Origin of the sequence: Amycolatopsis sp. NPDC051106 (assembly GCF_040682775.1) — a bacterium.
Classification (GTDB): Bacteria; Actinomycetota; Actinomycetes; order Mycobacteriales; family Pseudonocardiaceae; genus Amycolatopsis.
Genome location: NZ_JBFBBQ010000029.1, coordinates 62,461 through 87,762, shown reverse-complemented (window position 1 = coordinate 87,762; position 25,302 = coordinate 62,461). Strand labels below are relative to the sequence as shown.

General features: G+C 72.4%; 21 protein-coding genes. 10 read left to right on the top strand and 11 right to left on the bottom strand.

All coding sequences use genetic code 11. The annotated features are described in order from the left end of the window. Window positions 1–13 precede the first annotated feature (13 nt). A complete protein-coding gene (locus AB0M83_RS22585) occupies window positions 14–478 on the top strand; it encodes a DUF2087 domain-containing protein (protein WP_364519974.1) in 465 nt (154 codons plus the stop codon). On the opposite strand, the gene AB0M83_RS22580 is transcribed toward AB0M83_RS22585, so the two are convergent. Continuing rightward, complete coding sequence (locus tag AB0M83_RS22580) at window positions 442–1,410, bottom strand: sigma-70 family RNA polymerase sigma factor (protein WP_364519972.1); 969 nt, start codon at window positions 1,408–1,410, stop codon at window positions 442–444. The two genes, AB0M83_RS22585 and AB0M83_RS22580, sit on opposite strands and share 37 nt — an antisense overlap. 35 nt (window positions 1,411–1,445) lie before the next feature. Continuing rightward, entirely contained in the window at window positions 1,446–1,964 is a 519-nt protein-coding gene (locus AB0M83_RS22575; protein WP_364519970.1) for a bifunctional nuclease family protein, read from the bottom strand. 159 nt (window positions 1,965–2,123) lie between these two features. Here AB0M83_RS22575 and AB0M83_RS22570 point away from each other — a divergent pair, with 159 nt between their 5' ends. Both AB0M83_RS22570 and AB0M83_RS22565 read left to right on the top strand, forming a co-directional pair. Beyond that, on the top strand, window positions 2,124–2,597 hold the full coding sequence (locus AB0M83_RS22570) for an SRPBCC family protein (RefSeq protein ID WP_364519968.1): 474 nt from the start codon (window positions 2,124–2,126) through the stop codon (window positions 2,595–2,597). A gap of 164 nt (window positions 2,598–2,761) precedes the next feature. Next, window positions 2,762–4,195 carry an MFS transporter gene (locus AB0M83_RS22565; RefSeq protein WP_364519966.1) on the top strand — a complete coding sequence of 478 codons (1,434 nt, stop codon included), beginning with the start codon at window positions 2,762–2,764 and terminating at the stop codon, window positions 4,193–4,195. Here AB0M83_RS22565 and AB0M83_RS22560 read toward each other — a convergent pair. Beyond that, window positions 4,123–5,526: a PLP-dependent aminotransferase family protein gene (locus tag AB0M83_RS22560; RefSeq protein WP_364519964.1), complete on the bottom strand. Its 1,404-nt coding sequence runs from the start codon at window positions 5,524–5,526 to the stop codon at window positions 4,123–4,125. The genes AB0M83_RS22565 and AB0M83_RS22560 overlap by 73 nt on opposite strands. 81 nt (window positions 5,527–5,607) lie before the next feature. Here AB0M83_RS22560 and AB0M83_RS22555 point away from each other — a divergent pair, with 81 nt between their 5' ends. Then, window positions 5,608–6,831, top strand: coding sequence for an MFS transporter (locus tag AB0M83_RS22555; protein WP_364519962.1), 1,224 nt, complete (start codon window positions 5,608–5,610; stop codon window positions 6,829–6,831). 12 nt (window positions 6,832–6,843) lie between these two features. Here the strand turns inward: AB0M83_RS22555 and AB0M83_RS22550 are convergent, their stop codons facing one another. Further along, window positions 6,844–8,313: a helix-turn-helix domain-containing protein gene (locus AB0M83_RS22550; protein WP_364519960.1), complete on the bottom strand. Its 1,470-nt coding sequence runs from the start codon at window positions 8,311–8,313 to the stop codon at window positions 6,844–6,846. Between the two features lie 178 nt (window positions 8,314–8,491). Here AB0M83_RS22550 and AB0M83_RS22545 point away from each other — a divergent pair, with 178 nt between their 5' ends. From AB0M83_RS22545 to AB0M83_RS22535, 3 genes are read left to right on the top strand one after another with little or no spacing between them, the layout of a single operon-like run. Beyond that, window positions 8,492–9,505 carry an amidohydrolase family protein gene (locus AB0M83_RS22545; RefSeq protein ID WP_364519958.1) on the top strand — a complete coding sequence of 338 codons (1,014 nt, stop codon included), beginning with the start codon at window positions 8,492–8,494 and terminating at the stop codon, window positions 9,503–9,505. A gap of 1 nt (window position 9,506) precedes the next feature. Beyond that, window positions 9,507–10,181 (top strand): iron-sulfur cluster assembly protein, encoded by a 675-nt coding sequence (locus AB0M83_RS22540; RefSeq protein WP_364519956.1) that lies wholly within the window; start codon window positions 9,507–9,509, stop codon window positions 10,179–10,181. Then, window positions 10,178–11,203, top strand: coding sequence for an NAD(P)-dependent alcohol dehydrogenase (locus AB0M83_RS22535; RefSeq protein WP_364519954.1), 1,026 nt, complete (start codon window positions 10,178–10,180; stop codon window positions 11,201–11,203). The genes AB0M83_RS22540 and AB0M83_RS22535 overlap by 4 nt, the downstream gene beginning before the upstream one ends. A gap of 154 nt (window positions 11,204–11,357) precedes the next feature. Here the strand turns inward: AB0M83_RS22535 and AB0M83_RS22530 are convergent, their stop codons facing one another. The 3 genes from AB0M83_RS22530 to AB0M83_RS22520 all read right to left on the bottom strand — a co-directional run bounded on the left by AB0M83_RS22530 (window position 11,358) and on the right by AB0M83_RS22520 (window position 14,262). After that, the gene (locus AB0M83_RS22530) at window positions 11,358–12,146 is read right to left on the bottom strand and encodes a hypothetical protein (protein ID WP_364519952.1); all 789 of its coding nucleotides are present in this window, start codon (window positions 12,144–12,146) and stop codon (window positions 11,358–11,360) included. A gap of 181 nt (window positions 12,147–12,327) precedes the next feature. After that, window positions 12,328–13,842 carry a CehA/McbA family metallohydrolase gene (locus AB0M83_RS22525; protein WP_364519950.1) on the bottom strand — a complete coding sequence of 505 codons (1,515 nt, stop codon included), beginning with the start codon at window positions 13,840–13,842 and terminating at the stop codon, window positions 12,328–12,330. Between the two features lie 99 nt (window positions 13,843–13,941). Next, entirely contained in the window at window positions 13,942–14,262 is a 321-nt protein-coding gene (locus AB0M83_RS22520; RefSeq protein ID WP_364519948.1) for a hypothetical protein, read from the bottom strand. Between the two features lie 209 nt (window positions 14,263–14,471). On the opposite strand from AB0M83_RS22520, the gene AB0M83_RS22515 reads away from it, so the two are divergent. Further along, window positions 14,472–14,711, top strand: coding sequence for a hypothetical protein (locus AB0M83_RS22515; RefSeq protein ID WP_364519946.1), 240 nt, complete (start codon window positions 14,472–14,474; stop codon window positions 14,709–14,711). 323 nt (window positions 14,712–15,034) lie between these two features. After that, window positions 15,035–20,506, top strand: a complete 5,472-nt coding sequence (locus tag AB0M83_RS22510; protein WP_364519944.1) for a biotin carboxylase N-terminal domain-containing protein — start codon at window positions 15,035–15,037, stop codon at window positions 20,504–20,506. Window positions 20,507–20,543: 37 nt separating this feature from the next. Here AB0M83_RS22510 and AB0M83_RS22505 read toward each other — a convergent pair whose 3' ends face one another. The 3 genes from AB0M83_RS22505 to folP are packed head-to-tail and all read right to left on the bottom strand — an operon-like array spanning window position 20,544 to window position 22,641. Continuing rightward, window positions 20,544–21,044 carry a DUF6630 family protein gene (locus AB0M83_RS22505; RefSeq protein WP_364519942.1) on the bottom strand — a complete coding sequence of 167 codons (501 nt, stop codon included), beginning with the start codon at window positions 21,042–21,044 and terminating at the stop codon, window positions 20,544–20,546. After that, window positions 21,041–21,781: a dihydrofolate reductase family protein gene (locus AB0M83_RS22500; RefSeq protein WP_364519994.1), complete on the bottom strand. Its 741-nt coding sequence runs from the start codon at window positions 21,779–21,781 to the stop codon at window positions 21,041–21,043. The genes AB0M83_RS22505 and AB0M83_RS22500 overlap by 4 nt, the downstream gene beginning before the upstream one ends. Then, window positions 21,778–22,641: a dihydropteroate synthase gene (folP, locus tag AB0M83_RS22495; protein ID WP_364519992.1), complete on the bottom strand. Its 864-nt coding sequence runs from the start codon at window positions 22,639–22,641 to the stop codon at window positions 21,778–21,780. Before folP ends, AB0M83_RS22500 begins: the two co-directional genes overlap by 4 nt. Window positions 22,642–22,843: 202 nt before the next feature. On the opposite strand from folP, the gene AB0M83_RS22490 reads away from it, so the two are divergent. After that, window positions 22,844–24,166, top strand: coding sequence for a M14 family zinc carboxypeptidase (locus AB0M83_RS22490; RefSeq protein WP_364519940.1), 1,323 nt, complete (start codon window positions 22,844–22,846; stop codon window positions 24,164–24,166). 1 nt (window position 24,167) lies between these two features. On the opposite strand, the gene AB0M83_RS22485 is transcribed toward AB0M83_RS22490, so the two are convergent. After that, window positions 24,168–25,199, bottom strand: a complete 1,032-nt coding sequence (locus AB0M83_RS22485; protein WP_364519938.1) for a methyltransferase domain-containing protein — start codon at window positions 25,197–25,199, stop codon at window positions 24,168–24,170. Window positions 25,200–25,302: the final 103 nt, after the last annotated feature.

Sequence of the window (25,302 nt, the reverse complement as noted above, 5' to 3'; positions counted from 1 at the left end):
AGGATTCGCGACCATGGCCTCCCCGGAAGCGCTGGTCTCCGCCCTCGCGGATCCCGCCCGTCTGCAGCTGTTCGCCCGGATCTGCGCCGGGCTTCCGGCCGACCACACGAAGCTCGTGAAACGGCTGGTCGACGCGGGGCTCGTCACCGCGGACGGAGACGGCTACCGGGCCGTGCCCGAGGTGTTCCGCGAGGCGCTGGCCAAGGCTCCGAGCGACCCGCTCGACGGGCTGTTCCGCCACGGCAGGCTCGTCACCATCCCGCATTCGGGCCGGCGGCGGCAGCTGCTGCTCGCGCACCTCGCCGAGCGGTTCGAGCCGGGCCGGCTCTACACGGAGCAGGACGTCCGCGAGAAGCTGTCGATGGTCCACGACGACCACGCGACACTGCGCCGCTACCTCGTCGACGAAGGCCTGCTGCAGCGCAGCAACGACGGCGGCACCTACGGCCGCCCGTCGGAAGCCCGCGCCGCCGGCTGAGTCGAGGGGAGGTCGAACAGGGCCAGCACGGCGGGATCGGCGAACACCACGTTGTGCGCCACGCGCGCCTTCTCGACGGTGAACACCTGCAAGGTGTGCAGCCGGTACACCCCGGTGTCGTCGCGGCAGTAGGCCACCAGGGCCGGCTGCCCGTTGGCGGAGGTGCGGGTCATCCGCCAGTCCGGGCCGCGCATCGCGAAGAGCCGTTCGAGGAACCGGCCGTAGCCGTCGCGGCCGAGGAACCACAGCGGCACCGGCGGCATCTCCAGCACGACGTCATCGGCCAGGAGCTCGACGAGCCCCGCGACGTCGGCGGATTCGAACGCCCGGACGTAGCGGTCGAGGACCGCTTCGACCGCCTTGTCGTCCGGTTCGGGAACTTCGTCCGCCGTCAGGCCGCCGAGCCCCGCGTGGGCACGCTGGAGAGCGCTGTTGACCGCGGCGGGCGTCGTCTCCAGGAAGCCGGCCACCTCCGCCGCGCTGAACTCCAGGACGTCGCGCAGGATCAGCACCGCGCGCTGCTTGGGCGGCAGCGTCTGCATCGCCGCGAGCAGCGCCAGCCGCAGCGTGCCCCGGCGGGCCAGGCGCACACCGGGGTCGTCGAGGCGCGCGTCCGGGAACGGGTGCAGCCACGGGATCTCGAACGACGGCGTCAGCGGCGCGCCCGGGTCTTCGCTCGGGCGGCCGAGGCCCGAGGGCAGCGGCCGCCGGGCCCGGCCGTCCAGCGCGGTGAGGCAGGCGTTCGTCGCGATCCGGTACAGCCAGGTGCGCACCGACGCACGGGCCGGGTCGTAGCCGTCCCACGCCTTCCAGGCGCGGACCAGCGTCTCCTGCACCAGGTCCTCGGCCTCGTGCACCGAGCCGAGCATGCGGTAGCAGTGCACCAGCAGCTCACGCCGGTGCGGCTCGGTGCTCGTCGCGAAGTCCGGCATCGCTCTCCCGTCGGTCCGGTACGGGAGATGATTCCCTACAGGTCGTCGAAGTCCTCGGGCCGCAGGCCGTCGAGCTCGGCGCGGAAGCGGGCGACCTCGGCTTCGGTGTCCAGCACGTCGTCGGCGGCGGGGCTTTCGGCTTCCTGCTCGACCTCCAGCTGCACCGACGCGACGTCGAGCACCTCTTCGGCGACGCTGATCGGTGCGTTCTGGCGCAGGCCGAGCGCGACGGCGTCGCTCGGGCGGGCCGACACGCGGGTGCCGTCCGCGAGCACCAGCTCGGCGTAGAAGATCCCGTCCCGCACCTCGGTCAGCTCGACCGCGGCGACGCCCTGGCCGAACGCCGCGAGCACGTCGCCGAGCAGCTCGATCGTGCCCGGGCGCGGCTGCTCGATCTGCTCGCGCGCCCGCACGAGGGCCTCGGCCTCGCCGTACCCGATCATGATGGCCAGCCAGCGCCGGGCGCCGTCTGGCTCCCGGAGCAGCATCAGCGGCGCTTCGCCGGGCACCGGGACGGCCATGCCCACCACCTCGATCGGGATCACGCTGACCACCGCACCCTCCGTGTAGACACTTCCCCGCGCGCGAGGTACCCAGAACTACCTTGTTTGCAACGTGCTCGGGGAGCCGGGTTTTTCACCCGGGCTCTCCTGGGCTGCGGACTGCGCCGGGAATCCTTGCCCGGCCTGGGGCCGCGCTGTCACCGTCGGGGCGTGGAACCGACGATTTCGCGCAGCATCGACATCCCGGCCAACCCGGGCACGGTGTGGTCGTGGGTCACCGACCTGCCCCGGATGGGTGAGCTGAGCCCGGAGAACATCGGCGGCCGCTGGCTGGACGGCACCGGCCCGGCGCTGGGAGCCCGCTTCCGCGGCCGCAACGTGAACGGTGCGCTGCGGTGGTGGACGCGGGTGAAGGTGGTGCGCTTCGAGGAGGGGCACCGGTTCGCGTTCGACGTGCGGACGCCGCTGGGGTCCCGCGTGTCGCGCTGGGAGTACGTGCTGACGCCGAGCCCGGCGGGCTGCCGGGTGACCGAAAACTGGTACCGCAGCGGCAGCTGGGTGGTGCGGAAGTTCATGGGGCCGAAGGTGACCGGGCGCGCCGATCGGCCGGGGTACAACGTGCGGTCGATCGAGCACACGCTGGCCGCGCTGAAGGCCCGCGCCGAGGCCGCGGCCGCCGCCTGAGCGCCCGGCCCAGGTTCCGACGGCCGAAGTCCGGCCAACCGCCGATCCGCACCACGCCGCACCCGCACCGCACTCCCCGCGTGACATAAGTCGCGTCGAACTGGTCAGTCTCTTGTTGAGACCCACTCCTCCGGCTAGGTTGCTTTTTCAAACCTAGGAGGACCATGCCCGACACCGCGCCGAAGCCCGGCCTCGTGCTGCTGGTCGTCTCGACCGCGGCGTTCCTCGCCAGCCTCGACACCTTCATCGTCACGATCGCGTTCCCCGGCATCCGGGCCGCCTTCCCCGGCGACGACCTCGCCACGCTGTCGTGGGTGCTCAACGGCTACACGGTCCTGTTCGCCGCCTGCCTCGCCCCGGCCGGGCGGCTGGCCGACCGCTACGGCCGGAAGCGCCTGTTCCTCTTCGGCGTCGCCGTCTTCACCCTCGCTTCGGCCGCGTGCGCCGCCGCGCCGTCGATCCCCGTCCTCGTCGCCTTCCGCGCGGTGCAGGCGATCGGCGCCGCGCTCGTCATGCCGACGTCGCTGGCGCTGCTGCTGACCGCGTTCCCCGCCCACCGGCGGCCGATGGCGGTCGGCGTCTGGGCTTCGGTGGGCGCCGCGGCCGCCGCGCTCGGGCCGCCCGTCGGCGGGCTGCTCGTGGCGGCGTCCTGGCGCTGGGTGTTCCTGGTGAACCTGCCGATCTGCGCCCTCACCCTGCTGGCCGGGCCGCGCGTGCTGCGCGAGTCGCGGGACACCACCACCGGCGTCCCGGACCTGCTCGGCGCGGCCGGGCTCCTCGTGGGCGTGGGCGCGCTGGCCTACGCGCTGGTCGAAGCGCCCGACCACGGCTGGACCGCGGGGCCGGTGCTGCTCGCGTTCGCGGTCGCCGCCGTCGCGCTGGCGTGGATGCCGCTGCGCTCGGCGCGCCACGCCGTGCCGATGCTGGACCTGCCGGCGCTGCGCGTCCCGACGCTGTGGCTGGCGTGCGTCACGACCGGCCTGTTCGCGGCCGGGTTCGCCGCGATGCTGTTCGGCAACGTCCTGTTCCTGACGTCGGTCTGGCACGACTCGATCCTGGTGGCCGGGCTGTCCCTGGCCCCGGGGCCGCTGATCGTGGTGCCGGTGTCGATCCTCGGCGGCCGGTTCGTGCACCGCTTCGGCCCGGGCCCGGTGGTCGCCCTCGGCGGCGTCTCGTTCGGGGCGGGCGTGCTGATCTGGTTGCTGCGCATGGGTTCGACGCCCGACTACGCGGCCTCGATGCTGCCAGGCCAGCTCCTGACGGGCGTCGGCGTCGGGCTGATCCTGCCGAGCCTGTCGGGCGTGGTGGGCACGGTTCTGCCGCCGGCGCGGTGGGGCGCGGGCTCGTCGATGGTCAACACGACGCGCCAGATCGGCACGGTCCTGGGAACGGCGGTGCTGGTGGCGATCTTCGCGGGCACCCCGGACCTGACGGACTTCCGGCGCGGCTGGTTCCTGGTCCTGGGCACGGCGGTGGCGACGTCGGCGGGTGGGCTCCTCATCGCCGCGCGCCGCCGGACGGACCACTACGTGGAAACCCAGGCCTGGTCCAGCGCGGCGAGTCCGTCGTCGATCCGCTCCACCGGGATCGAGCCGTAGCCCAGTACCAGCCCCGGCGACGGAGAACCGCCGCACAGATCGGAAAGCGTCTGCACCGCCACCCCCGCGGCGGCCGCGCGCGCGGCGATCGGCTCCAGGTCGGCGTCGGCGAGGGCGCACAGGTGCAACCCGGCCGCCGACGGGACCACCCGGAGCCGGCCGGCGAACACCCGGTCCACAGTGGACGTGATCCGCTCGTGGCGCCCCGCGTACACCTTCGTCGCGCGGCGGATGTGACGCGCGAACAACCCTTCGTCGACGAACCGGGCCAGCGCCGCTTGAGCCGGGACGTCGCCGTGCCAGTCCGACAGCTGGCGCGCGGTGCGCAAGGCGTCGCGCAACGACGAAGGAGCCACCAGGAAACCCAGGCGCAGCAGGGGAAGCAGCGTCTTCGAGAACGATCCGACGTACGCCACCCGCCCGCCGCGGTCCAGGCTCTGCAACGGCTCCAGCGGCCGGTCGGAGAACCGGAACTCGCTGTCGTAGTCGTCCTCGACGATGACCGCGTCCGCCCGCTCGGCCCACGCCAGCAGCGCCGTGCGGCGGGCCAGGGACATCGGCGTCCCGAGCGGGAACTGGTGTGACGGCGTGACGTACACCAGCTTCGTCCGCGACGGCAGCGCGGCGACGTCGAGGCCTTCGCCGTCCACCGGCACGCCGACGACTTCGGCGCCGTGGGACGCGAAGAGCAGCTTCGCTTGCCGGTAGCCGGGTTCTTCGACGGCGACGCGGTCACCCGGCGAAAGCAGCACTCGGCACAGCAGGTCGAGAGCCTGCTGCGCGCCCTGCGTGACGAGCACGTCGTCCGCGTCGGCACGCACCGAGCGGGAGACGCCGACGTGGCGGGCGATCGCCGCCCGCAGCCCCGCGTGGCCGCTCGGGTCGGCGTAGTGCGCGAAGCCGGACCGCAGTTCGCGCCCGAGCAGCCGTCGCCAGGTTTCCAGGGGGAACAGCGCGGCATCGGGGATGCCGACGCGGAAGTCGTACTCCGGCGCCTTCGCCACCGCGGCGGCCGGCGACGGCAGCGAACGCCAGATCGCCTTCGGCTGCGGGCCCCGAGCCGAAGGGGTCTTGCGCGGCTTCGGCGCGGGCAGCGAACCGGTCACGTAGGTCCCGGCGCCGACGCGGCCGGTGAGGAACCCGTCGGCGGTCAGCCGGTCGTAGGCGACCGCGACGGTGTTGCGCGAAACCGCCAGGCGCCGGGCCAGTTCCCGGGTCGGCGGCAGCCGCTCCCCCGCCCGCAGCCGGCCGTCCAGCACGGCGTCACGCAGCTGCCGGTAGATCCGCGCGGACAGGTCGCCGCGCCCGGCCAGGCTGACGTGGAAGTCCATCCGGCGAGCCTACATTGGCCCAATTCGATTGGCGCGAATTGGATCTGGGATCGGGCCAAAGGCCGCTCTAGCGTTACCGGCATGACGCTGACTGTGGACCGCCCCGCGCCCCCGCGTTCCGGCCGGCTGCTGGCCGCCGCCCAGCTGGCCGGCTCGCTCGGCGACGGCGCGTTCCTGACCTGCTCGGTGCTCTTCTTCACGCGGATCGTCGGTCTGAGCCCGGCGCAGGTCGGGCTGGGTCTCACGCTCGGCTGGGCGGTGGGTTCGGTCGCGGGCGTGCCCCTCGGCCACCTCGCCGACCGCCACGGCGCTCGGGGGTCCGCGGTGCTGCTGGCGCTCGCGACGAGCGCGTCGATCCTGACCTTCCTGCTGGTCCGCACGCCGCTGCTGTTCGTCCTCGCGGCCTGCCTCTACGGCAGCTGCCAGACCGGCCTGGCCGCCGTCCGCCAGGCACTGCTGGCCGCGCTGGCCGACCCGGAACGGCGGACGCGCATCCGCGCCCAGTTGCAGTCCGCGGGCAACGCGGGGCTCGCCGTCGGCGCCGGGCTGGGCGGCCTCGCGCTTTCCGCGGACACCGCGCCGGCGTACCTGACGGTCTTCGTGCTCGACGCGATGGGTTTCGTGGTCACCGCGGCGCTCATGCTCGCGCTCCCCTCCGTCCCGGCGTCGGCCACGCGCACCGGGGAACCGAAGCTGGCGGTGCTGCGCGACCGGCCGTACGCGCTGGTGACGCTGCTGAACGCGGTCCTGCTGCTGCGGATGCCGCTGCTGAGCGTCGCGATCCCGCTGTGGATCGTCGAACGGACCGCCGCGCCGGGCTGGGCGGTGTCCGCGCTGTTCGTGCTCAACACGGTCGTGGTGGTGCTGCTCCAGGTCCGCGTGGCCGGACGGCTGGCGAGCATCGGTGCGGCGGCGCGGATGGTGCGCCGGTCCGGGCTGCTGCTCTTCGCGTCGTGCGTGGCGTTCGCGCTGTCGGCGTCCGGGACTTCGCCGTGGGTCGCGTTCGCGGTGCTGGTGGTGGGCGCGGTGGTGCAGGTGTTCGGCGAGATGCTGCAGTCGGCGGGCACGTGGGAGATCGGCTTCGCGCTGGCCCCGGCCGACCGGCAGGGGCAGTACCAGGGGTTCTTCGGAACGGGCGTGTCGGTGGCGCGCGCGGTGGGTCCGGTGCTGCTGAGCACGGTGGTGATCGGCTGGGGCCTGCCGGGATGGCTCCTGCTGGGCGCGCTCTTCCTCGCGGCGGGGTACGCGATGGGCCCGGCGGTCCGGTGGGCCCAGTCGACCCGGACCACGGCCGGTCCACGCTGACCAGCCCCGTCCCTACGACTTCAGCTGCCGCGCGTTCAGCCCGTACTGCGCCATCTTCCGGTAGAGCGTCGCCCGGCCCATGCCGAGCTTCCCGGCCGCGTGCACCACCGTCGCCCCGGGCTCGGACAGGCAGCGCACGATCTCGTCCCGTTCCATCGCCTGCAACCGGCTCAACCGGTGCCCCACCCCGCTGAACACCTCCGCGGGCAGATGCGCCGTATCGACCACGTCGGACCGCGAAGCCGCTTCACGCACAACCCGCCGTAGCTGCTTCGCGTTCTCCGGCCAGTCGTAGGCCGTCAACGCCCGCGATGCCGCGGAAGTGAACGTGACGTCCCGGCCGCGGTCCCGCCGCGCGAAGTGGTGGGCCAGCGGGAGGACGTCGTCCGGGCGGAAGCGCAGCGCCGGCAGCTCGACCACCCGGTCCACCAGCGGCCGCAGCGCCGCCGGCACCGCACCCGCGTCCGTCGCGGTGAGCGCGAACGGCGGCGGCCCGTCGCCCCGGACCTCGGCGAACTGCCGCGCCAGCTCCTCCGCCGCCCACGCCGGCAGTGCCTCCACGCCCGACACGATCACGCACGTGCCGTCCTTGGCCAGCTCCGGCGTCCACAGCGTCAGCCAGGTGTCGACGTCGTCGGGCGCCGGCGGGCGCGCGTTGAGGAGGCGCTCGCGGGGCCGCAGTTCCCGCCGCGCCAGCGCCGCCAGCGCCGTCTTGCCCGCGCCCGGCTCGCCGACGACCGCGACGACGCGTCCCTCCTCGAACGCCTTCCGCGCGGAGCCGGCCGCGGTGGTCCAGGCGGCCGACAGCCGCGTGACGTCACCCGGGGCGACACGGTCGGCGTAGACCCGGAAGACCTCGCCGCGCGGGGTCGGCCGGGCGATGCGCCCGGACGCGCGCGCCAGCATGAGCGCCGCCGTGTTGCCGGCGGCGGCCTGCGCCAGCGCCAGCAGCAGCTCCGACGACTGCTCCGACCAGGTCGTGAGGTTGACGCTGCCGGCGAGTGACGCGGTCAGCGGGTCGAGCACCGGCACCGCCGCGCAGGTGTAGCCGCGCAGATCGGTGCAGTAGTGCTCGCTCGCCCGGACCAGCGACGGCGCCCGGTCGGCGAGCGCCAGGCCGAGCCCGTTGGTGCCCGCGTTGCTCTCCGCGAAGTAGAACCCCGGCGCCAGGTGCACGCGGTCGAGCGAGCGGTTGATGGACGCGTCCGTGCACAGCCGGCTCAGCACCAGGCCTTCGCTGTCGGTGATCATCAGGCTGATCGGCTCGTTGGCCAGCGTCGCCTGCAGGCCGCGCAGCACCTCGGTGCCGCACTCGTAGAGCAGCGAACCGGTGTCGACCGCACCCGAGAACACCGGCATGACCTCGTCCTCGGGCACGCCGTAGCGCTCGCTGCGCTGCCACGACGCCCGCAGCCGGGGCGCGATCGCGGCCGCCCCGCGCGCGTCGAACGAGCGCGTGACCTCCACCTGCGGGTTCTCCACCTGGGCCTCCCGGGACGCGGCTCTGCGTCGGACTCACCCAGGCTACGTCGGCCTGCCCGGTCCCGGCGCGCGCCGCTGTCTCATATCGAGACACGAGAGGGGTCCCTGACCAGCCCGGACGTCCCTACCGTCCCCTTCGACGTGGCCAATGGCGGACACGAAACGCGGAGGACAGCGGATGTACAGCAAGGACGGCGAGACGTACTTCATCGTGGACGCCCACGTGGCGCTTTGGGACGCGCGCCCGGAGAACCAGCGGAACATCCACGGCAAGCAGTTCATCGACTGCTTCTACGACTACCACCGCAACCTCAGCCCCGAGGCCGAGGTGTGGCCGTACGAGGACTACCTCTACCAGGGCGGCGAGCGGCTGATGCGCGACCTGTTCGAGAACGGGTACGTCGACCACGCGATCTTCCAGCCCGCGCACCTCGGCGCGTTCTACGAGAACGGCTTCGGGCAGACCGAGGAAGCCTTCGCGCTGGCGCGGAAGCACCCGGACAAGCTGACCTACAACCACAACTTCGACCCGCGGTTCGAACAGGCCGGCATCGACCGGCTGCGGCGCGACGCGGAGCGCTTCGGCCTCAAGGGCGTCAAGCTCTACACCGCCGAATGGCAGGGCGACTCACGCGGCTACAAGCTCGACGACAAGTGGACGTACAAGTACTTCGAGGCCTGCCAGGAGCTGGGCATCAAGAACATCCACGTCCACAAGGGACCGACGATCCGCCCCCTCGACCGCGACGCGTTCGACGTCGCCGACGTCGACCACGTGGCCACCGACTTCACCGACCTGAACTTCGTCGTCGAGCACTGCGGGCTGCCGCGGCTGGAGGACTTCTGCTGGATCGCGACGCAGGAGCCGAACGTCCACGCGGGACTCGCCGTCGCGATGCCGTTCATCCACACCCGGCCGAAGTACTTCGCGCAGATCATCGGCGAGCTGCTGTACTGGCTCGACGAAGACCGCATCCAGTTTTCCAGCGACTACGCGATCTGGACACCGCGGTGGCTGATCGAGCGGTTCGTCGACTTCCAGATCCCGGAGGACCTGCCGGAGTACGCGCCGCTGACCGTCGACCAGAAGAAGAAGATCCTCGGCCTCAACGCGGCGGCGATGTACGACATCCCGGTACCGGCCGAGCTGCGGCTGGCTCCGGTCGAGCCGCAGGCCGTGTCGGTGGCGTGAGGTGGACGCCCTCACCGCGCTGGACGCGGTCCTCGACCCCGAGCTCGACGAGCCCATCACCGACCTCGGCTTCGTCAAGTCGCTCACCGTGGAGGGCACGCGCGTGACCGTCCACTTGCGACTGCCGACCTCGTTCTGCGCGCCGAACTTCGCCTACCTCATGGCGTCGGACGCGAAGGACGCGCTGACCGCGCTGCCGTGGACCTCCGAAGTCGTGGTCGAGCTCGACGACCACCACGACTCGGACCTCATCAACCGCGGGCTCGCCGCGGACGCCGGCTACCGCGGCACGTTCGGCCACGAGGCCGACGAAGACCTCGAGGAGCTGCGGCAGACGTTCCGCCGCAAGGCGCACCAGGCGGCGATGGAACGCGCGCTGACGGTGCTGCTGCGGGCGGACGAGCGCGTCGACCTGCACGGCGTGCGGCTGGCCGACCTGCCGGACGTGTCCGCGACGCACGCGCTGCTGCGGCGTCGCGAGGCGCTCGGGCTGCCGTCCGACCCGTCGGCGCCCGTGCTGGTCGACCACGACGGAACTCCGTTCCCCCGCGAGGAAATCCCGATCCGGCTGCGGTTCGCGCGGTCGGTCCGCATCTCGATCGAAGGCAACTCCCACTTCTGCCGGGGCCTGCTGCGAACCCGTTACCCCGAAACTCCCGTGGAGGCATCAGCATGAAGGCGGTCCAGGTCGTCGGGTACGACGAGCCCTTGCGGCTGACCGAGGTCCCGGAACCGCGGGTCACCGGCCCGTTCGACGTCGTCGTGCGGATCGGCGGCGCCGGCGTCTGCCGCACCGACCTGCACATCCTCGAGGGGCAGTGGAAGGAGAAGTCCGGCGTCACGCTGCCCTACACGATCGGGCACGAGAACGCGGGCTGGGTGCACGCGGTGGGCAGCGCGGTCACGAACGTCGCCGAGGGCGACAAGGTGATCGTGCACCCGCTGATCACGTGCGGGCTCTGCCGGGCCTGCCGCTTCGGCGACGACGTCCACTGTGCACAGTCGTTGTTCCCCGGCATCGACACCGCGGGCGGCTACGCGGAGTACCTCAAGACGTCCGCGCGCAGCGTGGTGAAGATCGACGACTCGCTGGAACCGGCGGACGTCGCGGCGCTGGCGGACGCCGGGCTGACGGCGTACCACGCGGCGGCGAAGGCGGCGCGGCGCCTTCGTCCCGGCGACAAGTGCGTCGTGATCGGCGCGGGCGGGCTCGGGCACATCGGCATCCAGGTGCTCAAGGCGATCTCGGCGGCCGAGCTGATCGTCGTCGACCGCAACCCGGACGCGGTGAAGCTGGCGGTGTCGATCGGCGCGGACCACGGCGTCGTCGGCGACGGCACCCAGGTTTCGCAGGTGCTGGACCTGACCGGCGGAAACGGCGCGGAGACGGTGATCGACTTCGTCGGCGAAGGCGGCGCGACCGCCGACGGGATCGGCATGCTGCGCCGGGCGGGCGACTACCACGTGGTCGGCTACGGCGAGAACATCGACGTCCCGACGATCGACATCATCTCGACGGAGATCAACCTGATCGGCAACCTCGTGGGTTCGTACAACGACCTGTGCGAGCTGATGGTGCTGGCCGCCCAGGGCCGCGTGAAGCTCCACACGGCGCGCTACCCGCTGGAGGACTTCCAGAACGCCCTCGCCGATCTCGACGCGGGCCGCATCCGCGGCCGCGCAATCCTCATCCCCTGACCAACCGGCACTTTTCACCCAGACGTGCCCTCCGGAGCGGGAACTCCGGATCACTTTCCCCACGAAAGTGACGTCCACAGCGGGCCCTAGGCTCACTTTCCCGACGAAAGTGAGCCGGAGTGCGTACTCCATGTCACTTTCACGTGAAAGTGCGTTACTGGCTGGGCGGGGCCGCTGGGGCCTGGTGCAGGGAAAGGTCCGGGCCCGCGGCGGAGTCTGGAGTCCAGGCTCCGGACTCCGCCGTCCACGTCTGGCCGGCGAAACTCACCTTGTCCACCCCCAGCGCCTCCGCGCGGCCGACCAGCCAGCTCGCGTACGCCCACCCCTGCGCCGCCGGGTGGGCTCCGCTCAGCCGGGCCGTGCCCAGCTCCGCCGTGGCGGACGCGGCCACGTCGCCGGGAGCCGCCGGGGTCAGGTTCCGGCACGTCAGCGCGGCCGGGAACTGGCCGGTGAACGCCGCCGCCATCGCGCGGGACTGCGGCTCCCACTGCGCGTACGCGTCCGGGACGCCCGAACGCTGGATCTCCTGGGCCGCCTCGGTGATCGGCATCGTCTCCCAGCCCGGCAGCTTCTCGAGCTTCTCGTAGAACGCCGTCGCCGCGTAGACCGGGTCGCGCAGCTGGGCCACCGTGCCCCAGCCCTGGCTGGGCCGCTGCTGGAACAGCCCGACCGAGTCGCGGTCACCGCCCTCGAGGTTGCGCAGCTTCGACTCCTGCAACGCCGTGGCCAGCGCGACCGTCGCCGCGTGCGGCGGCAGCCCCAGCTTGGTCCCGACGGCCGCGATCCGCGCGGCGTTGTCCATCTGCTCCGGGGTGAACGTGTACCCGTCCTGCCCGGGCACCGTCACCGTGCAGCCCGGCGTCTTGACCTGGCCGCGCGTCAGCACCACCGCCACGACGACCCCCGCGGTCAGCACCACGACCGCCCCCAGGAAGAGGGCCACCTTCAGGCCACACCCGCGCACCCTGCCCCCCGCTCTCACCCGTTCGCACCAGTCTGCCAAAGGCAGGACGCGGCACACCGGGTGGAGGTTCAGTGAGGCTTATTCAGCCGTCGGCCGCCGCATGACTTCCGCGGCGATCAGCGGTGGGCGGGTGGGCGCGGCGACCTAACCAGAATAAGCCTCAGCCGTCCCCGAGGAAGATCGGGTTCGACATCGCCACCATCGCGTTCGGCTGGGTGGTGTTCGGGCCCCCGGACGGGCGGCGGACCTCGACGCGGACCCACCGGGAGTACCGCGGGTAGGTCGTCCACGTCACCGTGGCCGCCCCCGAGTCGCCGACGGTCTCCGTGTGCTCGGGTCCCAGCTGGTCGAGGAACGTCACCGTGGTCCCGGGCACGCCGGCGACCACCGCGCGGACCGTCACCGGCGTCCCGGTGCCCGCCGGCAGGCGCGAGCCGATCCCCGCCGTGCGGCCGCCGCCCGACGCCGTGAAGTCCAGCTGGACCGCCGACGACTCGGCCAGCCACGACCGGCCTGCCTTCAACCCCTCCAGCAGCTCCTTGCGGCGCAGCCGGTCGGCGAGGACCACGGTGTGCGGGAGCGCGACGCGCTGGTCCGGGTTGTGCGCGTCGGAGTCGCCGATGGCCGGGATGAACCGGCCGCCGCGCAGCAGGCCGTCCCAGTGGATGACGCTCGCTTCGTCGTCCTGGGTCCACGGCCCGTTCCAGACCTCGACGAGGTCGGCGATCTCGTACGCGAACTCGTAGGTGCAGCCGAGGCAGTTGGCGAACGGGTGCGCCGCGGTGACCAGCCCGCCCGCGCGGTGCACCTGGTCGGTGAAGCGGCGGAAGTCCCGCGGGTCGGCCGCCCGGTAGCGCCAGTCGATCCACGTGCCGGCGGGCAGGCCGATGGCCGGCCAGTGCCCGGACCGCGTCGTCACCTCTTCGCCGTTGAGGATCAGCAGGTCGTCAGTGGCGTACCGGCCCCACACCAGCTGCGAGCTGGACGTGTTGTGGTCGGTGGAGACGATGAAGTCCAGCCCGGCGGCGCGGGCGTCGGCGACCAGCTGCTCGGGGGTGCGGCGGCCGTCGGAGTGGACGGTGTGCAGGTGGCCGTCGCCGCGGTACCAGGCGCGGCCGCGCTCGCGGGCCGGCGCGGTCTCCGGCGCCGGGTCCGGCTCGAACGGCGCGGCGTCCGGCCCGAAGGTGAGCGTGATGTCCACTTTGTAGGTCAGGCCCTGCGGCGCGACGGTGTACGGCCCGAGGATGACGTGCCACCGGCCCGGCTTGATCGGACCGGCGAGGTAGCCCGGCGTCGCCTCGGACGCGCTGATCGAGAACCGGTCGCGGAACCCGCCGGACCAGCCGCGGAACCCGCGGGCGGTGCCCAGTTCGTGGCCCTCGGGCCCGAACATCCCGATGTCGCAGGCGTTCCCGCGCGTACCGGCGGGCACCGGGGGCTTGTCGTAGGAGTAGACGACGTCGATCTGCCGGACACCGCGCGGCACGTCGACCGGCAGGTAGTACCAGTCCGGGACGTCCGGCTTCAGGGTGCCGGTGACGGTCCGGGTCTGGCTGCCGGTGCCACCCGGCTGGTCGGCGAACGCGACACCCGGCAGCATCCCCATCGCGGCCCCGGCCGCCGCCACGCCACCCGCGCGCAGCAGCGCGCGCCGGCTGAAGTCCCCAGAACTCATGCGTACCTCCGCATCGAAAGACGACCCGACGCTAGGGGAGCAACGCGAACACCGACAAGAACCGGCGGTGAACTCTCGGCGCGCGGCCGTGGTGTCCGGTCAAGACTTGACGCGCCGCGCGAGGACCGTCGCGAGGCCGACGACGGCGGCGGCCAGCCCGAGCCGCGTGACGTCGGCGGCGGGCACCCAAGTCACGGCGCCGCCCCGGACGACGAACGCCCCGGCCGGCCGGGCGAGCACCCCGAACCCGGCGCCCTCCCGCACGGGCACCGCTTCCGTGTCGCCCGCGCCGCCGCCCCCGCCGCCGAAGACGGCCGCGGCCGGGATCACGACGGTCCCGTCGCGCTCGACCGGATCGCCGTAGACCAGCTTCGCGGTGAACAGGTCCCGCGCGGTCGACGCCAGCTGCCCGAGTTTCATCGGGCCATTCTGGCGGTGGAACGGCCCGCGGCACGCCTCCCTGGCAGCCCGGACCGCACACCTCCGTGACCGGCGAAACCCGACGGATCTCCGGCGCCCCCGCCACGGTCCGGCGAGTTTTCCCCACGATCGGGTGTAAACCCCCGCTATCGCGGGCATCAACCAACGACACCTGTGCCCCGACCGGGCAGCTTCGAGGGGAGACCGCGATGACGTTCCAGTTCGTCGGCCGCTGGCTGGGCAGGCACCGCGAACGCCCCGGGGTCACGGTGGACCTCTCCTGCGGCGGCCGCGTCACGCTGCGCGAGATCGACGGGCAGCCGATGCTGACGATCACGACGGCCCCGGGTCCGGACGGCCGGTGCGACGTCGCCGCCGTGCCGCTGTCGGAAGCCGAACGCCACGAGCTGGGCCAGGTGCTGGAGTCGGACGTCCTGCTGGCCTCCTGACCGCCACCCCTGCTTCGCCCCCGGGTCACGTGCCGGGGCGAGGCGGAACAGGGGTCCCGTACTTCCGCGCAACCGGATGTTCCCCTACTCGTTCCCGCCGTAAGCTCCGCACCGTGCTTTGTGGCAGTCCTCGCGAGAAATGCGTCCGTGGCAGTGTGGCCCCGGTCGCTTTTGTGGGGTTCCCACAACGCAGCCGCCTTGGCATGCGCCATCGCGGACATTGGTCTACCCGGCGGTAATCCAGCAGGGTGTAGACAGGTGCAGGCGACGCCCCAGGACAGGTGCGTCGCCTTCTGTGCGTGGGTACTTGGGAGGCTCAACCGGTGTTCAATCGTGTCGCCATCGTCAACCGCGGAGAGGCCGCGATGCGGCTCATCCACGCCGTCCGGGATCTGTCGGCGGAAACCGGTACGAAGATCGAGACGGTCGCCCTCTACACCGACGCGGACCGCACCGCCACCTTCGTCCGTGAGGCCGATCTGGCCTACGACCTCGGTCCGGCCTCGGCGCGCCCGTACCTCGACCTGGCCAAGCTGGAGCAGGCCCTCGTCGAGACGAAGGCCGACGCCGCGTGGGTCGGCTGGGGCTTCGTCGCCGAGGATCCGGCCTTCGCCGAGCTGTGCGAGAAGATCGGCATCACCTTCGTCGGGCCGAGCGCCGACGCGATGCGCAAGCTCGGCGACAAGATCGGCGCGAAGCTGATCGCCGAAGAGGTCGGCGTGCCGGTCGCGCCGTGGAGCCGCGGCGAGGTCGCCACCCTCGAAGACGCGCTCAAGGCCGGCGACCGGATCGGCTACCCGCTGATGCTCAAGGCCACCGCGGGCGGCGGCGGGCGCGGCATCCGCATGGTGGCCTCCGGCGAAGACCTCGCCGACGCCTACGAACGCACCAGCCAGGAAGCCCTGCGCGCGTTCGGTTCCGGCGTCGTGTTCCTCGAGCGCCTGGTCACCGGCGCCCGGCACGTCGAGGTCCAGGTGATCTCCGACGGCGCGACGGCGTGGGCGCTCGGCGTCCGCGACTGCTCGGTGCAGCGGCGCAACCAGAAGATCATCGAAGAGTCGGCCTCCCCCGTCCTCGCGCCCGCGCAGACCGCCGAGCTGAAGACGTCGGCCGAGCGGCTCGCGGTCGCCGTCGGCTACCGCGGCGCGTGCACCGTCGAGTTCCTCTACCACCCCGGCGAGAAGCTGTTCGCCTTCCTCGAGGTCAACACCCGCCTGCAGGTCGAGCACCCGATCACCGAGATCACCACCGGCACCGACCTGGTCCGGCTGCAGCTGCACGTCGCCGGCGGCGGCAAGCTCGAAGGCGACCAGCCGGCCGAGCTCGGTCACGCCGTCGAAGCCCGGCTCAACGCCGAGGACCCCGACCGCGACTTCGCCCCCTCCCCCGGCCGCATCGCGCGGCTGGCGCTGCCCGCCGGGCCCGGCATCCGCGTCGACACCGGCGTCAGCGAAGGCGACACGATCCCCGCCGACTTCGACTCGATGATCGCCAAGATCATCGCCTACGGCCGCGACCGCGACGAGGCGCTGGGCCGCCTGCGCCGCGCGATGGCCGAGACCACCGTGATCATCGAGGGCGGCGCCACCAACAAGAGCTTCGTGCTCGACCTGCTCGACCAGCCCGAGGTGATCGACGCGAGCGCCGACACCGGCTGGATCGACCGCGTCCGCGCCGAAGGCCGCCTGGTCACCCACCGGCACTCCGCGGTCGCGCTCGCCGCAGCCGCCATCGAGGCCTACCAGGACGAGGAAGAGGTCTCCGTCCAGCGGCTGCTCTCCACCGCGCACGGCGGCCGCCCGCAGGTCCAGCACGAGGTCGGCCGCCCGCTCGACCTCAAGCTCCGCGGCGTCGGCTACCGCGTCAGCGTCGCGCGCATCGGGCGCCAGCGCTTCCGCGTCGGGATCTCGGCCGGGACGTCGGAGGTGCACCACGCCGACGTCGAGATCGACCGCTTCGACGCCCACAGCGGCCGGATCCGCGTCAACGGGCAGCGGTTCCGCCTGGTGGCGGCCACGCACGGCCCGATCCACCTCGTCGAGGTCGACGGCGTCACCCACCGCGTCAGCCGCGACGAAGGCGGCGTCGTCCGCTCCCCCGCGCCCGCGCTGGTGGTCGCGACACCGCTGTCCGTCGGCGACGAGGTCGAGGCGAACGCGCCGATCCTCGTGCTGGAGAGCATGAAGATGGAGACGGTGCTGCGCGCGCCGTTCCGCGCCCGCGTCCGCGAGTGCCCGGTGTCGGTAGGCAGCCAGGTCGAGACCGGCGCCCCGCTGATGCGCCTGGAGCCGCTGGCCGACGGCGCCGAGGACGAGGTCGCCGAGGAGACGGAGACCGTCGAGATCGACCTGCCGGCCGAAGCGGCGGACGTTTCCGCGGCCGACCGCGTCGAGCGCGGTCTCCAGGACCTGCGCAGCCTGCTGCTCGGCTTCGACGTCGACCCGTCGGAGCGCAAGCGCGTCCTGTCGGCCTACGTCGCCGCGCGGGCCGAGCTGGGTGGCCGGCCGGTCGAAGGCGAGCTGGACCTGCTCACCGTCTTCGCCGACCTGTCCGAGCTGAGCCGCAACACCCCGGGCGGGGAGCTCGACACCGTGCCGAACGGCGCGGTGCACAGCCCGCGCGAGTTCTTCCACAGCTACCTGCAGAGCCTCGACGTCGAGCGCGCGGGCGTCACCGAAGGCTTCCAGGCCAAGCTGGCCAAGGTGCTCGGCCACTACGGCGTCACCGACCTGGAGCGCACCCCGGAGCTGGAGTCCGCGGTCTTCCGGATCTTCCTGGCGCAGCAACGGACTTCGGCCGACGTCGCCGTCGTCTCGGAGCTGCTGCGGCTGTGGCTGGCCGGGGCTCAGCCGGCGGAGTCGCTGAGCGACCGCGCCGGGCTGACCCTGGAGCACCTGGTCGAAGCCACGCAGGTGCGTTTCCCCGCGGTGTCCGACCTGGCCCGCGGCGTGGTGTTCCGCTGGTTCGCCCAGCCGCTGCTGCGCCGTCACCGCGCCGAGGTCTACGCCGCCGTCCGCACCGAACTGCGCTACCTCGACCAGCACCCGGACGCCGCGGACCGCGCCGAGCGGATCCAGGCCATGATCACCGGCTCGCAGCCGCTCGTCCGGCTGATCGGGCAGCGGATCGGGCGGCCCGGCCGCGACCACGCGCCGCTGCTGGAGGTGCTGACCCGCCGCTACTACGGCAACCGCCGGCTGTCCGGAGTCGCCGTGCGCGACATCGCCGGCTGCCGGCTGCTGACCGCCGAGCTCAACACCCCGGACGGCGTGCTGCCGCTGGTCACCACCGCCGTCGACATCACCGCCCTGCCCGACGCCGTCCGCGCGCTCGGCGAGGTGGCGACCGAAGGCGTCGTCGCCGACCTGTACGTGCGCTGGGAGGACCAGCCGGACGTCGACGCGGCGGCGGAGCGGCTCGGCGCCCTGCTGGCCGAGCACCCGCTGCCGGCGAGCGTGCAGCGCGTCGTGCTCACCGTGGCCGGCACCGGCGGCGCGGTGATGCACCACCACTTCACGTTCCGGCGCGACGGCGCGGGCTTCACCGAAGACCGGCTGATCCGCGGCCTGCACCCCCAGATCGCGCAGCGGCTGCAGCTGCAGCGGCTGCACGAGTTCGACCTCACCCGGCTGCCGTCGGCGGACGAGGAGATCTACCTCTTCAAGGCCGTCGCGAAGAGCAACCCGGCCGACGAGCGGCTGATCGCGATGGGCCAGGTCCGCGACCTGACGCCGCTGCGCGAGGCCGACGGCCGGCTGGTCGCCCTGCCCGCGCTCGAGGACGCGGTGACCGCCTGCCTCGACGCGATCCGCAACATCCAGGCGCAGCGGCCGCAGAACAAGCGGTTCGACACCAACCGGATCATGATGTACGTCTGGCCGCAGACGGAGCTGACCACCGAAGAGCTGAACACGCTCGTCCAGCGCATCCTGCCGACGTCGGTGGGCGCCGGGCTGGAAGAGGTCCAGTTCCTGGCCCGCCGGCGCACCGAGGCGGGCAAGCTGACCGAGCTCGCCGTCCGGATCACCTTCGACCCGGGCCACGGCGCGCGGCTGCACGTCGGGCCGGCGTCGACCGAGCCGGTCAAGCCGCTGGACGACTACCGCCTGAAGGTGCTGCGCGCGGCGCGGCGCGGAACCGTCTACCCGTACGAGCTGACCGGGCTGCTAGCCGGGCCGGAGGGCACGTTCACCGAGCACGACTTCGACGCTGCCGGCGCGCTGGTGCCGGTCGACCGGCCGAAGGGCCGGAACACCGCGGCGATCGTCGCGGGCGTCGTCACGACCCCGACCGAGCGGCACCCCGAGGGCGTCACCCGCGTCGTGCTGATCGGCGACCCGACGAAGTCGCTCGGCGCGCTGTCGGAGCCGGAGTGCTCGCGCGTCATCGCGGCGCTCGACCTGGCCGAGCGCATGCGGGTGCCGCTGGAGTGGTTCGCGCTGTCGTCCGGGGCGCGGATCTCGATGTCCTCGGGCACCGAGAACATGGACTGGGTGGCCGCGGCGCTCAAGCGGATCGTCACGTTCACCCAGGACGGCGGCGAGATCAACATCGTGGTCAACGGGATCAACGTCGGCGCCCAGCCGTACTGGAACGCCGAAGCCACGATGCTCATGCACACCAAGGGTGTCCTGATCATGACGCCGGACTCGGCGATGGTCCTCACCGGCAAGCAGGCGCTCGACTTCTCCGGCGGTGTGTCGGCGGAGGACAACTTCGGCATCGGCGGTTACGACCGCGTCATGGGCCCGAACGGCCAGGCGCAGTACTGGGCCCCGAACCTGCCGGCCGCCCGCGCGGTGCTGATGTCGCACTACGACCACACGTACGTCGTCCCGGGCGAGGCCGGACCGCGGAAGGTCGGCACGAACGACCCGGTCGACCGCGACGTCTCGTCGTTCCCGCACGCGATCGTCGGCAGCGACTTCACGACCGTCGGCGAGATCTTCTCGGCCGAGCACAACCCGGACCGCAAGAAGCCGTTCGACATCCGCACGGTGATGCGCGCGCTGTCGGACCAGGACCACCCGGTGCTGGAGCGCTGGGCGGGCATGGCCGACGCCGACACGGCCGCGGTGCAGGACGTGCACATCGGCGGCCGCCCGGTCTGCCTGGTCGGCATCGAGTCGCGTTCGGTGCCGCGCCGCGGCTTCCCCCCCACCGACGGGCCGGACACCTACACCGCGGGCACGCTGTTCCCGCGGTCGTCGAAGAAGACGGCGCGGGCGATCAACGCGGCGTCGGGCAACCGGCCGCTGGTCGTGCTGGCGAACCTGTCCGGCTTCGACGGCTCGCCGGAGTCGCTGCGCAAGCTGCAGCTGGAGTACGGCGCGGAGATCGGCCGGGCGATCGTCAACTTCGAGGGCCCGATCGTGTTCACCGTGATTTCGCGCTACCACGGCGGCGCGTTCGTGGTGTTCTCCAAGGCGCTCAACCCGAACATGACGGTGCTGGCCCTGGAGGGGTCGTTCGCCTCGGTGCTGGGTGGCGCCCCGGCGGCGGCGGTCGTGTTCGCCGGTGAGGTGGCCAAGCGCACGGCCAACGACCCGCGGGTGACCGAGCTCCAGACCCAGGTCTCGGCGGCCGGTGCCGCCGAGCGGGCCGCGCTCAGCGCCAAGCTCGCGGAGATCCAGTCGTCGGTCCGCGCGGAGAAGGTCAGCGAAATCGCGGCGGAGTTCGACAAGGTGCACAGCATCCAGCGCGCCGTCGAGGTCGGCTCGGTGGACGCGATCATCAGCACGGCCGAGCTGCGGCCGCGGATCATCGAGGCGATCGAGCACGGCTTGAAGAAGTAGCGTTCCGGGGCCGGTCACCGAGGTGGCCGGCCCCGGCTCACGCCGTCGGCACGGCCGCCGTGAACCCGGCCGCCGCGGCGAGCCGCTCGAGTTCACCGGCGCGGCCGGCCGGCAGGAGCACGAGCGGGTAGCAGTCGGATTCGATGTCCAGGACGGCGAGCGCCGTTCCGGCAGCGGCCAGCCGGTGCCCCGCCGCCGCCAGGAACTCGTAGGTGGGCAGGTCCGACTCGGCGAGCCCCGCCCAGGCCTCGGCCGGAGGCGCGGACCGCAGCGCCCGAAGCCGGCTGACGATCTCGTCCGCCGCTTCCTTCCAGTCCACCTCGGCCAGCAGGTCGTGGTCGGCGAGCGCGTCCACCAGCGCGATCCAGGCCAGCTCGGGGATCGGCTCGTCGATGCCGCGTTCGTCGAGCTGATCCGCGTGCGCGACCAGGTAGGCGCCGGGGTCGTCGTGCGCGGCCGCGGCCCGCCCGGCGACCTCCGGCACGGCCGGGGCCAGCAGCGCGGCCACCGCGACCAGCGCGTCACGAGCCGCCGTCACGGCACCAGGTACCGGGTCAGCAGGCTCGCGCCGTCGGTCAGGACCGTGGCCAGCTCCAGCTCGAGCGGGTCGAACGCGCCGCCCACCGCGGCGCGGTCCGCCGTCCCGGCCACGAGGAACGGCGCGACCGTCAGCCGGAACTCGTCGACCAGGCCCGCCTCGGCCAGCGACGCGAACAGCTTCGGCCCGCCTTCGCAGTCGATCCGCCGGAGGCCGCGCTCGGTGAGGGCGGCCACGGCGACGTCGAGCGCCACCGCGTCCTCGCCCGCGACGACCACCTCGGCCCCCGCCGCCTTCCAGGCGTCGCGCAGGTCCGCCGGCGCCCGCTCGCAGGTGAGCACGATCGTCGGCACCGCGGCCCGGGTGAGCACCGGCGCGTCCGGCGGCAGGCTGCGGCCCGTCGTCACGACGGCGATCGGCGGGATCGGCTCGAGGCCGTTGCGGCGGCGGCGCTCGGCCGTCGCCGCGTCCGGGTGGACGCCGTCGAACTCCTCGATCACCGCGGTCCCCGCCCCGAGCAGGAGGACGTCGGCCAGGTCGCTGCCCAGCTTGAAGACGACCCGGTCGGGGGCGGTGGACAGCGGCCGGGACCGGCCGCCCACCGTGATCGCGCCGTCGGTGCTCGCCACGAAGTTGACGACCAGCCACTTCGCGGCGTCGGGGAAGCGGTAGAGGGCTTCCAGGTCGTCCGGTCCGATCTCCCGGGTGCGTTCCGGTGGCCAGATCTGCCGGATCACAGCCACCGCACGGCGTTCTTCGGCGGACGGGTGCCGACGATGCTCGCGATCATTTCGGTGACGTGCCGCGTCTCGCGGACCTGGTGCGCCCGGAACATCGCGGCGCCCTGCGCGGCCGCGTGCGCGGTGGCGGCGAGGGTGCCGGTGACCCGGTCACCCATCGGGACGTCGAGCGTCTCGCCGACCACGCCCTTGTTGGACAGCGCCATCAGCACCGGCCAGCCGGTGGCGACCAGCTTGTCGACGTTGCGCAGGATCTCCAGGGACTGGTAGGTGTTCTTCGAGAAGTCGATGCAGGGGTCGATCATCACCCCTTCGCGGGGCACGCCCTTCGCGACCGCCCGCTCGGCGAGCTCGGCGGTGTCCTTGACGACCGCCGCGACCACGTCGTCGTACTGCGGTTTCACCGGGTCGGTCCGCGGGTCGAGACCGTCGACGTGCGCGCAGATGTACCCCGCGCCGTGCTCCGCGGCGACGTCGAGGATCTCCGGCTCGTAGGCGGCCCAGTTGTCGTTGATCAGGTCCGCGCCGGCCCGGCACACCGCGTCGGCGACCTCGGCGCGGTAGGTGTCGACGCTGACCACGACGTCCGGGAAGTGCTCGTGGGCCCATGCGACGGTCGGCACCACGCGGGCGATCTCCTCCGCGACCGTGACCTCGGGCCCCGGGCTGGCCGGCACGCCGCCGATGTCGATCACCGCCGCGCCGTCCTCGATCGCCCGGCCGATGGCCGCCTGCGCGCGCTCCTCCAGGTACGTCACCCCGTTGTCGTAGAACGAGTCCGGGGTGCGGTTGACGATCGCCATCACCAGCGCGTGGTCGCTGGACAGGCGTTTGCCCCGGAAGACGAGTTCGTGGATCGGCAAGCGGCACCCCCGGTCGGAAAGCGGATCTGACCACTCCGAGCATAGTGAGCGCGGGCCGCGGAGGTGGGCGCGACCGGTTTCGCGACTTTCGGGGGTATGGCAGGTTTGTCCCGGAGCGACACACTGTGCGTGCCGGTCCGGTGACCGAGTGCCCCGGGCCGGAACTCCATCCGTGCGGCCGTGAGGAGATCCCCCGATGGTGTCAAGGTCCCTGTCCCGGCTCGCCCTGGCGGCGACCGGGATCGTGCTGTCCGCGCTCTTCGGCGGCACCGCGGCCGCGCAGCCCGCCGCCGACACCCCCGTGTTCTGGCGCGTCCCGGCGACCCCCGCCCAGGCGCACGCCCTCGAGAACGCCGGGTTCGACGTCGAGGAAGGGGACGCCGGAGCCGCCTACGTCGTCGGCGGCCAGGCCGTCGTGAACCGGCTGCGGGCGCTGGGCTACCGGCCTTCGTTCTTCGACACCGTCTACAAGGAACTCCCGGCGCAGGCGAACTCCCTGGCGGCCGACACGTTCTACGGCGGGTACTGCACCGTCACCGCGCACGAGAACCACCTCGCCGCCGTCGCCGCCGCGCACCCGGACCTGGCCACGAAGTACACGATCGGCCAGTCGTGGAAGAAGACCAAGGGCCAGGGCGGCCACGACATCCAAGCCATCTGCCTCACCAAGAAGCAGTCCGGCGACTGCACGCTCTCGACGACGTCGCCGAAGCCGAAGTTCTTCATCATGGCCCAGATCCACGCGCGCGAGCTGTCGACCGGCGAGCTGGCCTGGCGCTGGATCGACTACCTCGCCGACGGCTACGCCACCGACGCCACCGCGAAGTCCATTCTGGACACCACCGAGGTGTGGGTGGTGCCGATCTCCAACCCGGACGGCGTCGACATCGTCGCCTCGGGCGGCAACTCGCCGAAGCTGCAGCGCAAGAACGCGAACAACACCCGCGGCGGCTGCACCGGCACGAACATCGGCATCGACCTCAACCGGAACTCGACGTTCAAGTGGGGTGCCGACTCCAATTCGGCCTGCTCCGAAACCTACCAGGGCGTGAGCGCCGGCTCCGAACCCGAGACGCAGGCGCTGGAGAAGCTGGCGCGGTCGATCTTCCCGGACCAGCGCGGCACCGGCAACAACGACCCGGCGCCCACGACGGCGAAGGGCACGATGATCACGTTGCACAGCTACGGCAACGACATCATCATCCCGTGGGGCTTCACGCAGGCCACCTCGCCGAACGACGCGCAGTACCGCAGGCTCGGCGCGAAGTACTCGGCGTCGAACGGCTACCTCGTCGGCACCAACGAGGAGACCGTCGGCTACGACACGAGCGGCACCACCGACGACTTCACCTACGGCGAACTCGGCGTCGCCAGCGTGACGTTCGAGGTCGGCGGCTCGAGCGGCACCTGCGGCGGCTTCCTGCCCCGCTACACCTGCGTCGACAGCACGTTCTGGCCGAAGAACAAGGGCGCGTTCGTCACCGCCGCCAAGGCCGCGGCGGCGCCGTACCAGCAGTGACTCACGGCCGGCAGGCGTAGATGCAGTTCTGCGGACGCGGGGAAGCGAGCACGTCGACGTGCCCGAATCCCGCGTCCGCGAGCATCTCCCTCGCGGTTTCGGTACCCCACATCGCACCCAGCGCGGCGCCGCCCTCGGCCAGCGACGTCGTCGTGCAGTACATCAGGCTGATCGAGTAGCAGAGCGCGGCCAGCGGGTTGCCGACGTTCTTCGCGACGTCGCTGGAGAAGTTGGTGTCCACCATGAAGAACAGGCCGTCCGGCTTCAGCGCACCCCGGATCCGGCGGAGCACGACGTCCGGACGGTCCTGGTCGTGGATGGCGTCGAAGGCGGTGATGACGTCGAACTCACCGGCCAGCTCCGCGGCGTCCCCGACGGCGAACTCGGCGTTCGCCAACCCGGCCGCGGTCTCCCGCGCCTGCTCGACGACGGTCGCGTTGATGTCGAGGCCGGTGAACCGCGACGCGGGGAAAGCGCGGGCGGCGACGGCGACGGCGTTCCCGGTGCCGCAGCCCAGGTCGAGCACGCACGCCCCCGCGGTGAGTTTCTGCTTCAGACCCGGGACGGCGCCGAAGAAGCCGTCGACGAGGTGCTCGCGGTAGACGTGCTTCCAGCTGTCGCCGGTCTTCGCGCCGAGGGTTTCGAGGTAGGGGCCGTACGCCGACCGCGGGACGCCGCCGCCGTCGGCGAAGCTGCGTTCGAGGTCGGGCAGGATGCCGGTGAAGGCGCTCAGCGTCAGCAGCGACGGCATGAGGTTCGCCGACGTCTCGCCGAGCAGGAACTTCGCGTGCCCGGGCGGGAAGGCGTACTGCCCGGCCTCGAGGGTGAAGATGCCGCCGGTGACCATGGCGCCCAGCCATTCGCGGACGTACCGTTCGTGCAATCCGGCGCGTTCAGCGAGCTCGGCACTCGTGGCAGGCCCCTGAGCGGCGGCTTCGAAGAGCCCGGTGCGGTGCCCGACGCCGATGAGCATGGTGAGCGCGCTGCCGGTCATGATCGCGGTGAGGTGCGCCGCGAAGTCCCTTTCCTCCATGCGGCGGTAGTCTAGCGGCCGGGCGGACCGTCCACATCGGACAACTCACTTTGGCCGAGCGGTCGTGAGGGGCACCGTCAGGGCTCATATGCCCCTGAGGGTG

Bases quoted from the DNA above. Each gene is read 5' to 3' on its own strand.
- AB0M83_RS22585 (WP_364519974.1), top strand. From the start codon at position 14: ATGGCCTCCCCGGAAGCGCTGGTCTCCGCCCTCGCGGATCCCGCCCGT.
- AB0M83_RS22580 (WP_364519972.1), bottom strand. From the start codon at position 1,410: ATGCCGGACTTCGCGACGAGCACCGAGCCGCACCGGCGTGAGCTGCTG.
- AB0M83_RS22565 (WP_364519966.1), top strand. From the start codon at position 2,762: ATGCCCGACACCGCGCCGAAGCCCGGCCTCGTGCTGCTGGTCGTCTCG.
- AB0M83_RS22560 (WP_364519964.1), bottom strand. From the start codon at position 5,526: ATGGACTTCCACGTCAGCCTGGCCGGGCGCGGCGACCTGTCCGCGCGG.
- AB0M83_RS22555 (WP_364519962.1), top strand. From the start codon at position 5,608: ATGACGCTGACTGTGGACCGCCCCGCGCCCCCGCGTTCCGGCCGGCTG.
- AB0M83_RS22545 (WP_364519958.1), top strand. From the start codon at position 8,492: ATGTACAGCAAGGACGGCGAGACGTACTTCATCGTGGACGCCCACGTG.
- AB0M83_RS22535 (WP_364519954.1), top strand. From the start codon at position 10,178: ATGAAGGCGGTCCAGGTCGTCGGGTACGACGAGCCCTTGCGGCTGACC.
- AB0M83_RS22525 (WP_364519950.1), bottom strand. From the start codon at position 13,842: ATGAGTTCTGGGGACTTCAGCCGGCGCGCGCTGCTGCGCGCGGGTGGC.
- AB0M83_RS22520 (WP_364519948.1), bottom strand. From the start codon at position 14,262: ATGAAACTCGGGCAGCTGGCGTCGACCGCGCGGGACCTGTTCACCGCG.
- AB0M83_RS22515 (WP_364519946.1), top strand. From the start codon at position 14,472: ATGACGTTCCAGTTCGTCGGCCGCTGGCTGGGCAGGCACCGCGAACGC.
- AB0M83_RS22490 (WP_364519940.1), top strand. From the start codon at position 22,844: ATGGTGTCAAGGTCCCTGTCCCGGCTCGCCCTGGCGGCGACCGGGATC.
- AB0M83_RS22485 (WP_364519938.1), bottom strand. From the start codon at position 25,199: ATGGAGGAAAGGGACTTCGCGGCGCACCTCACCGCGATCATGACCGGC.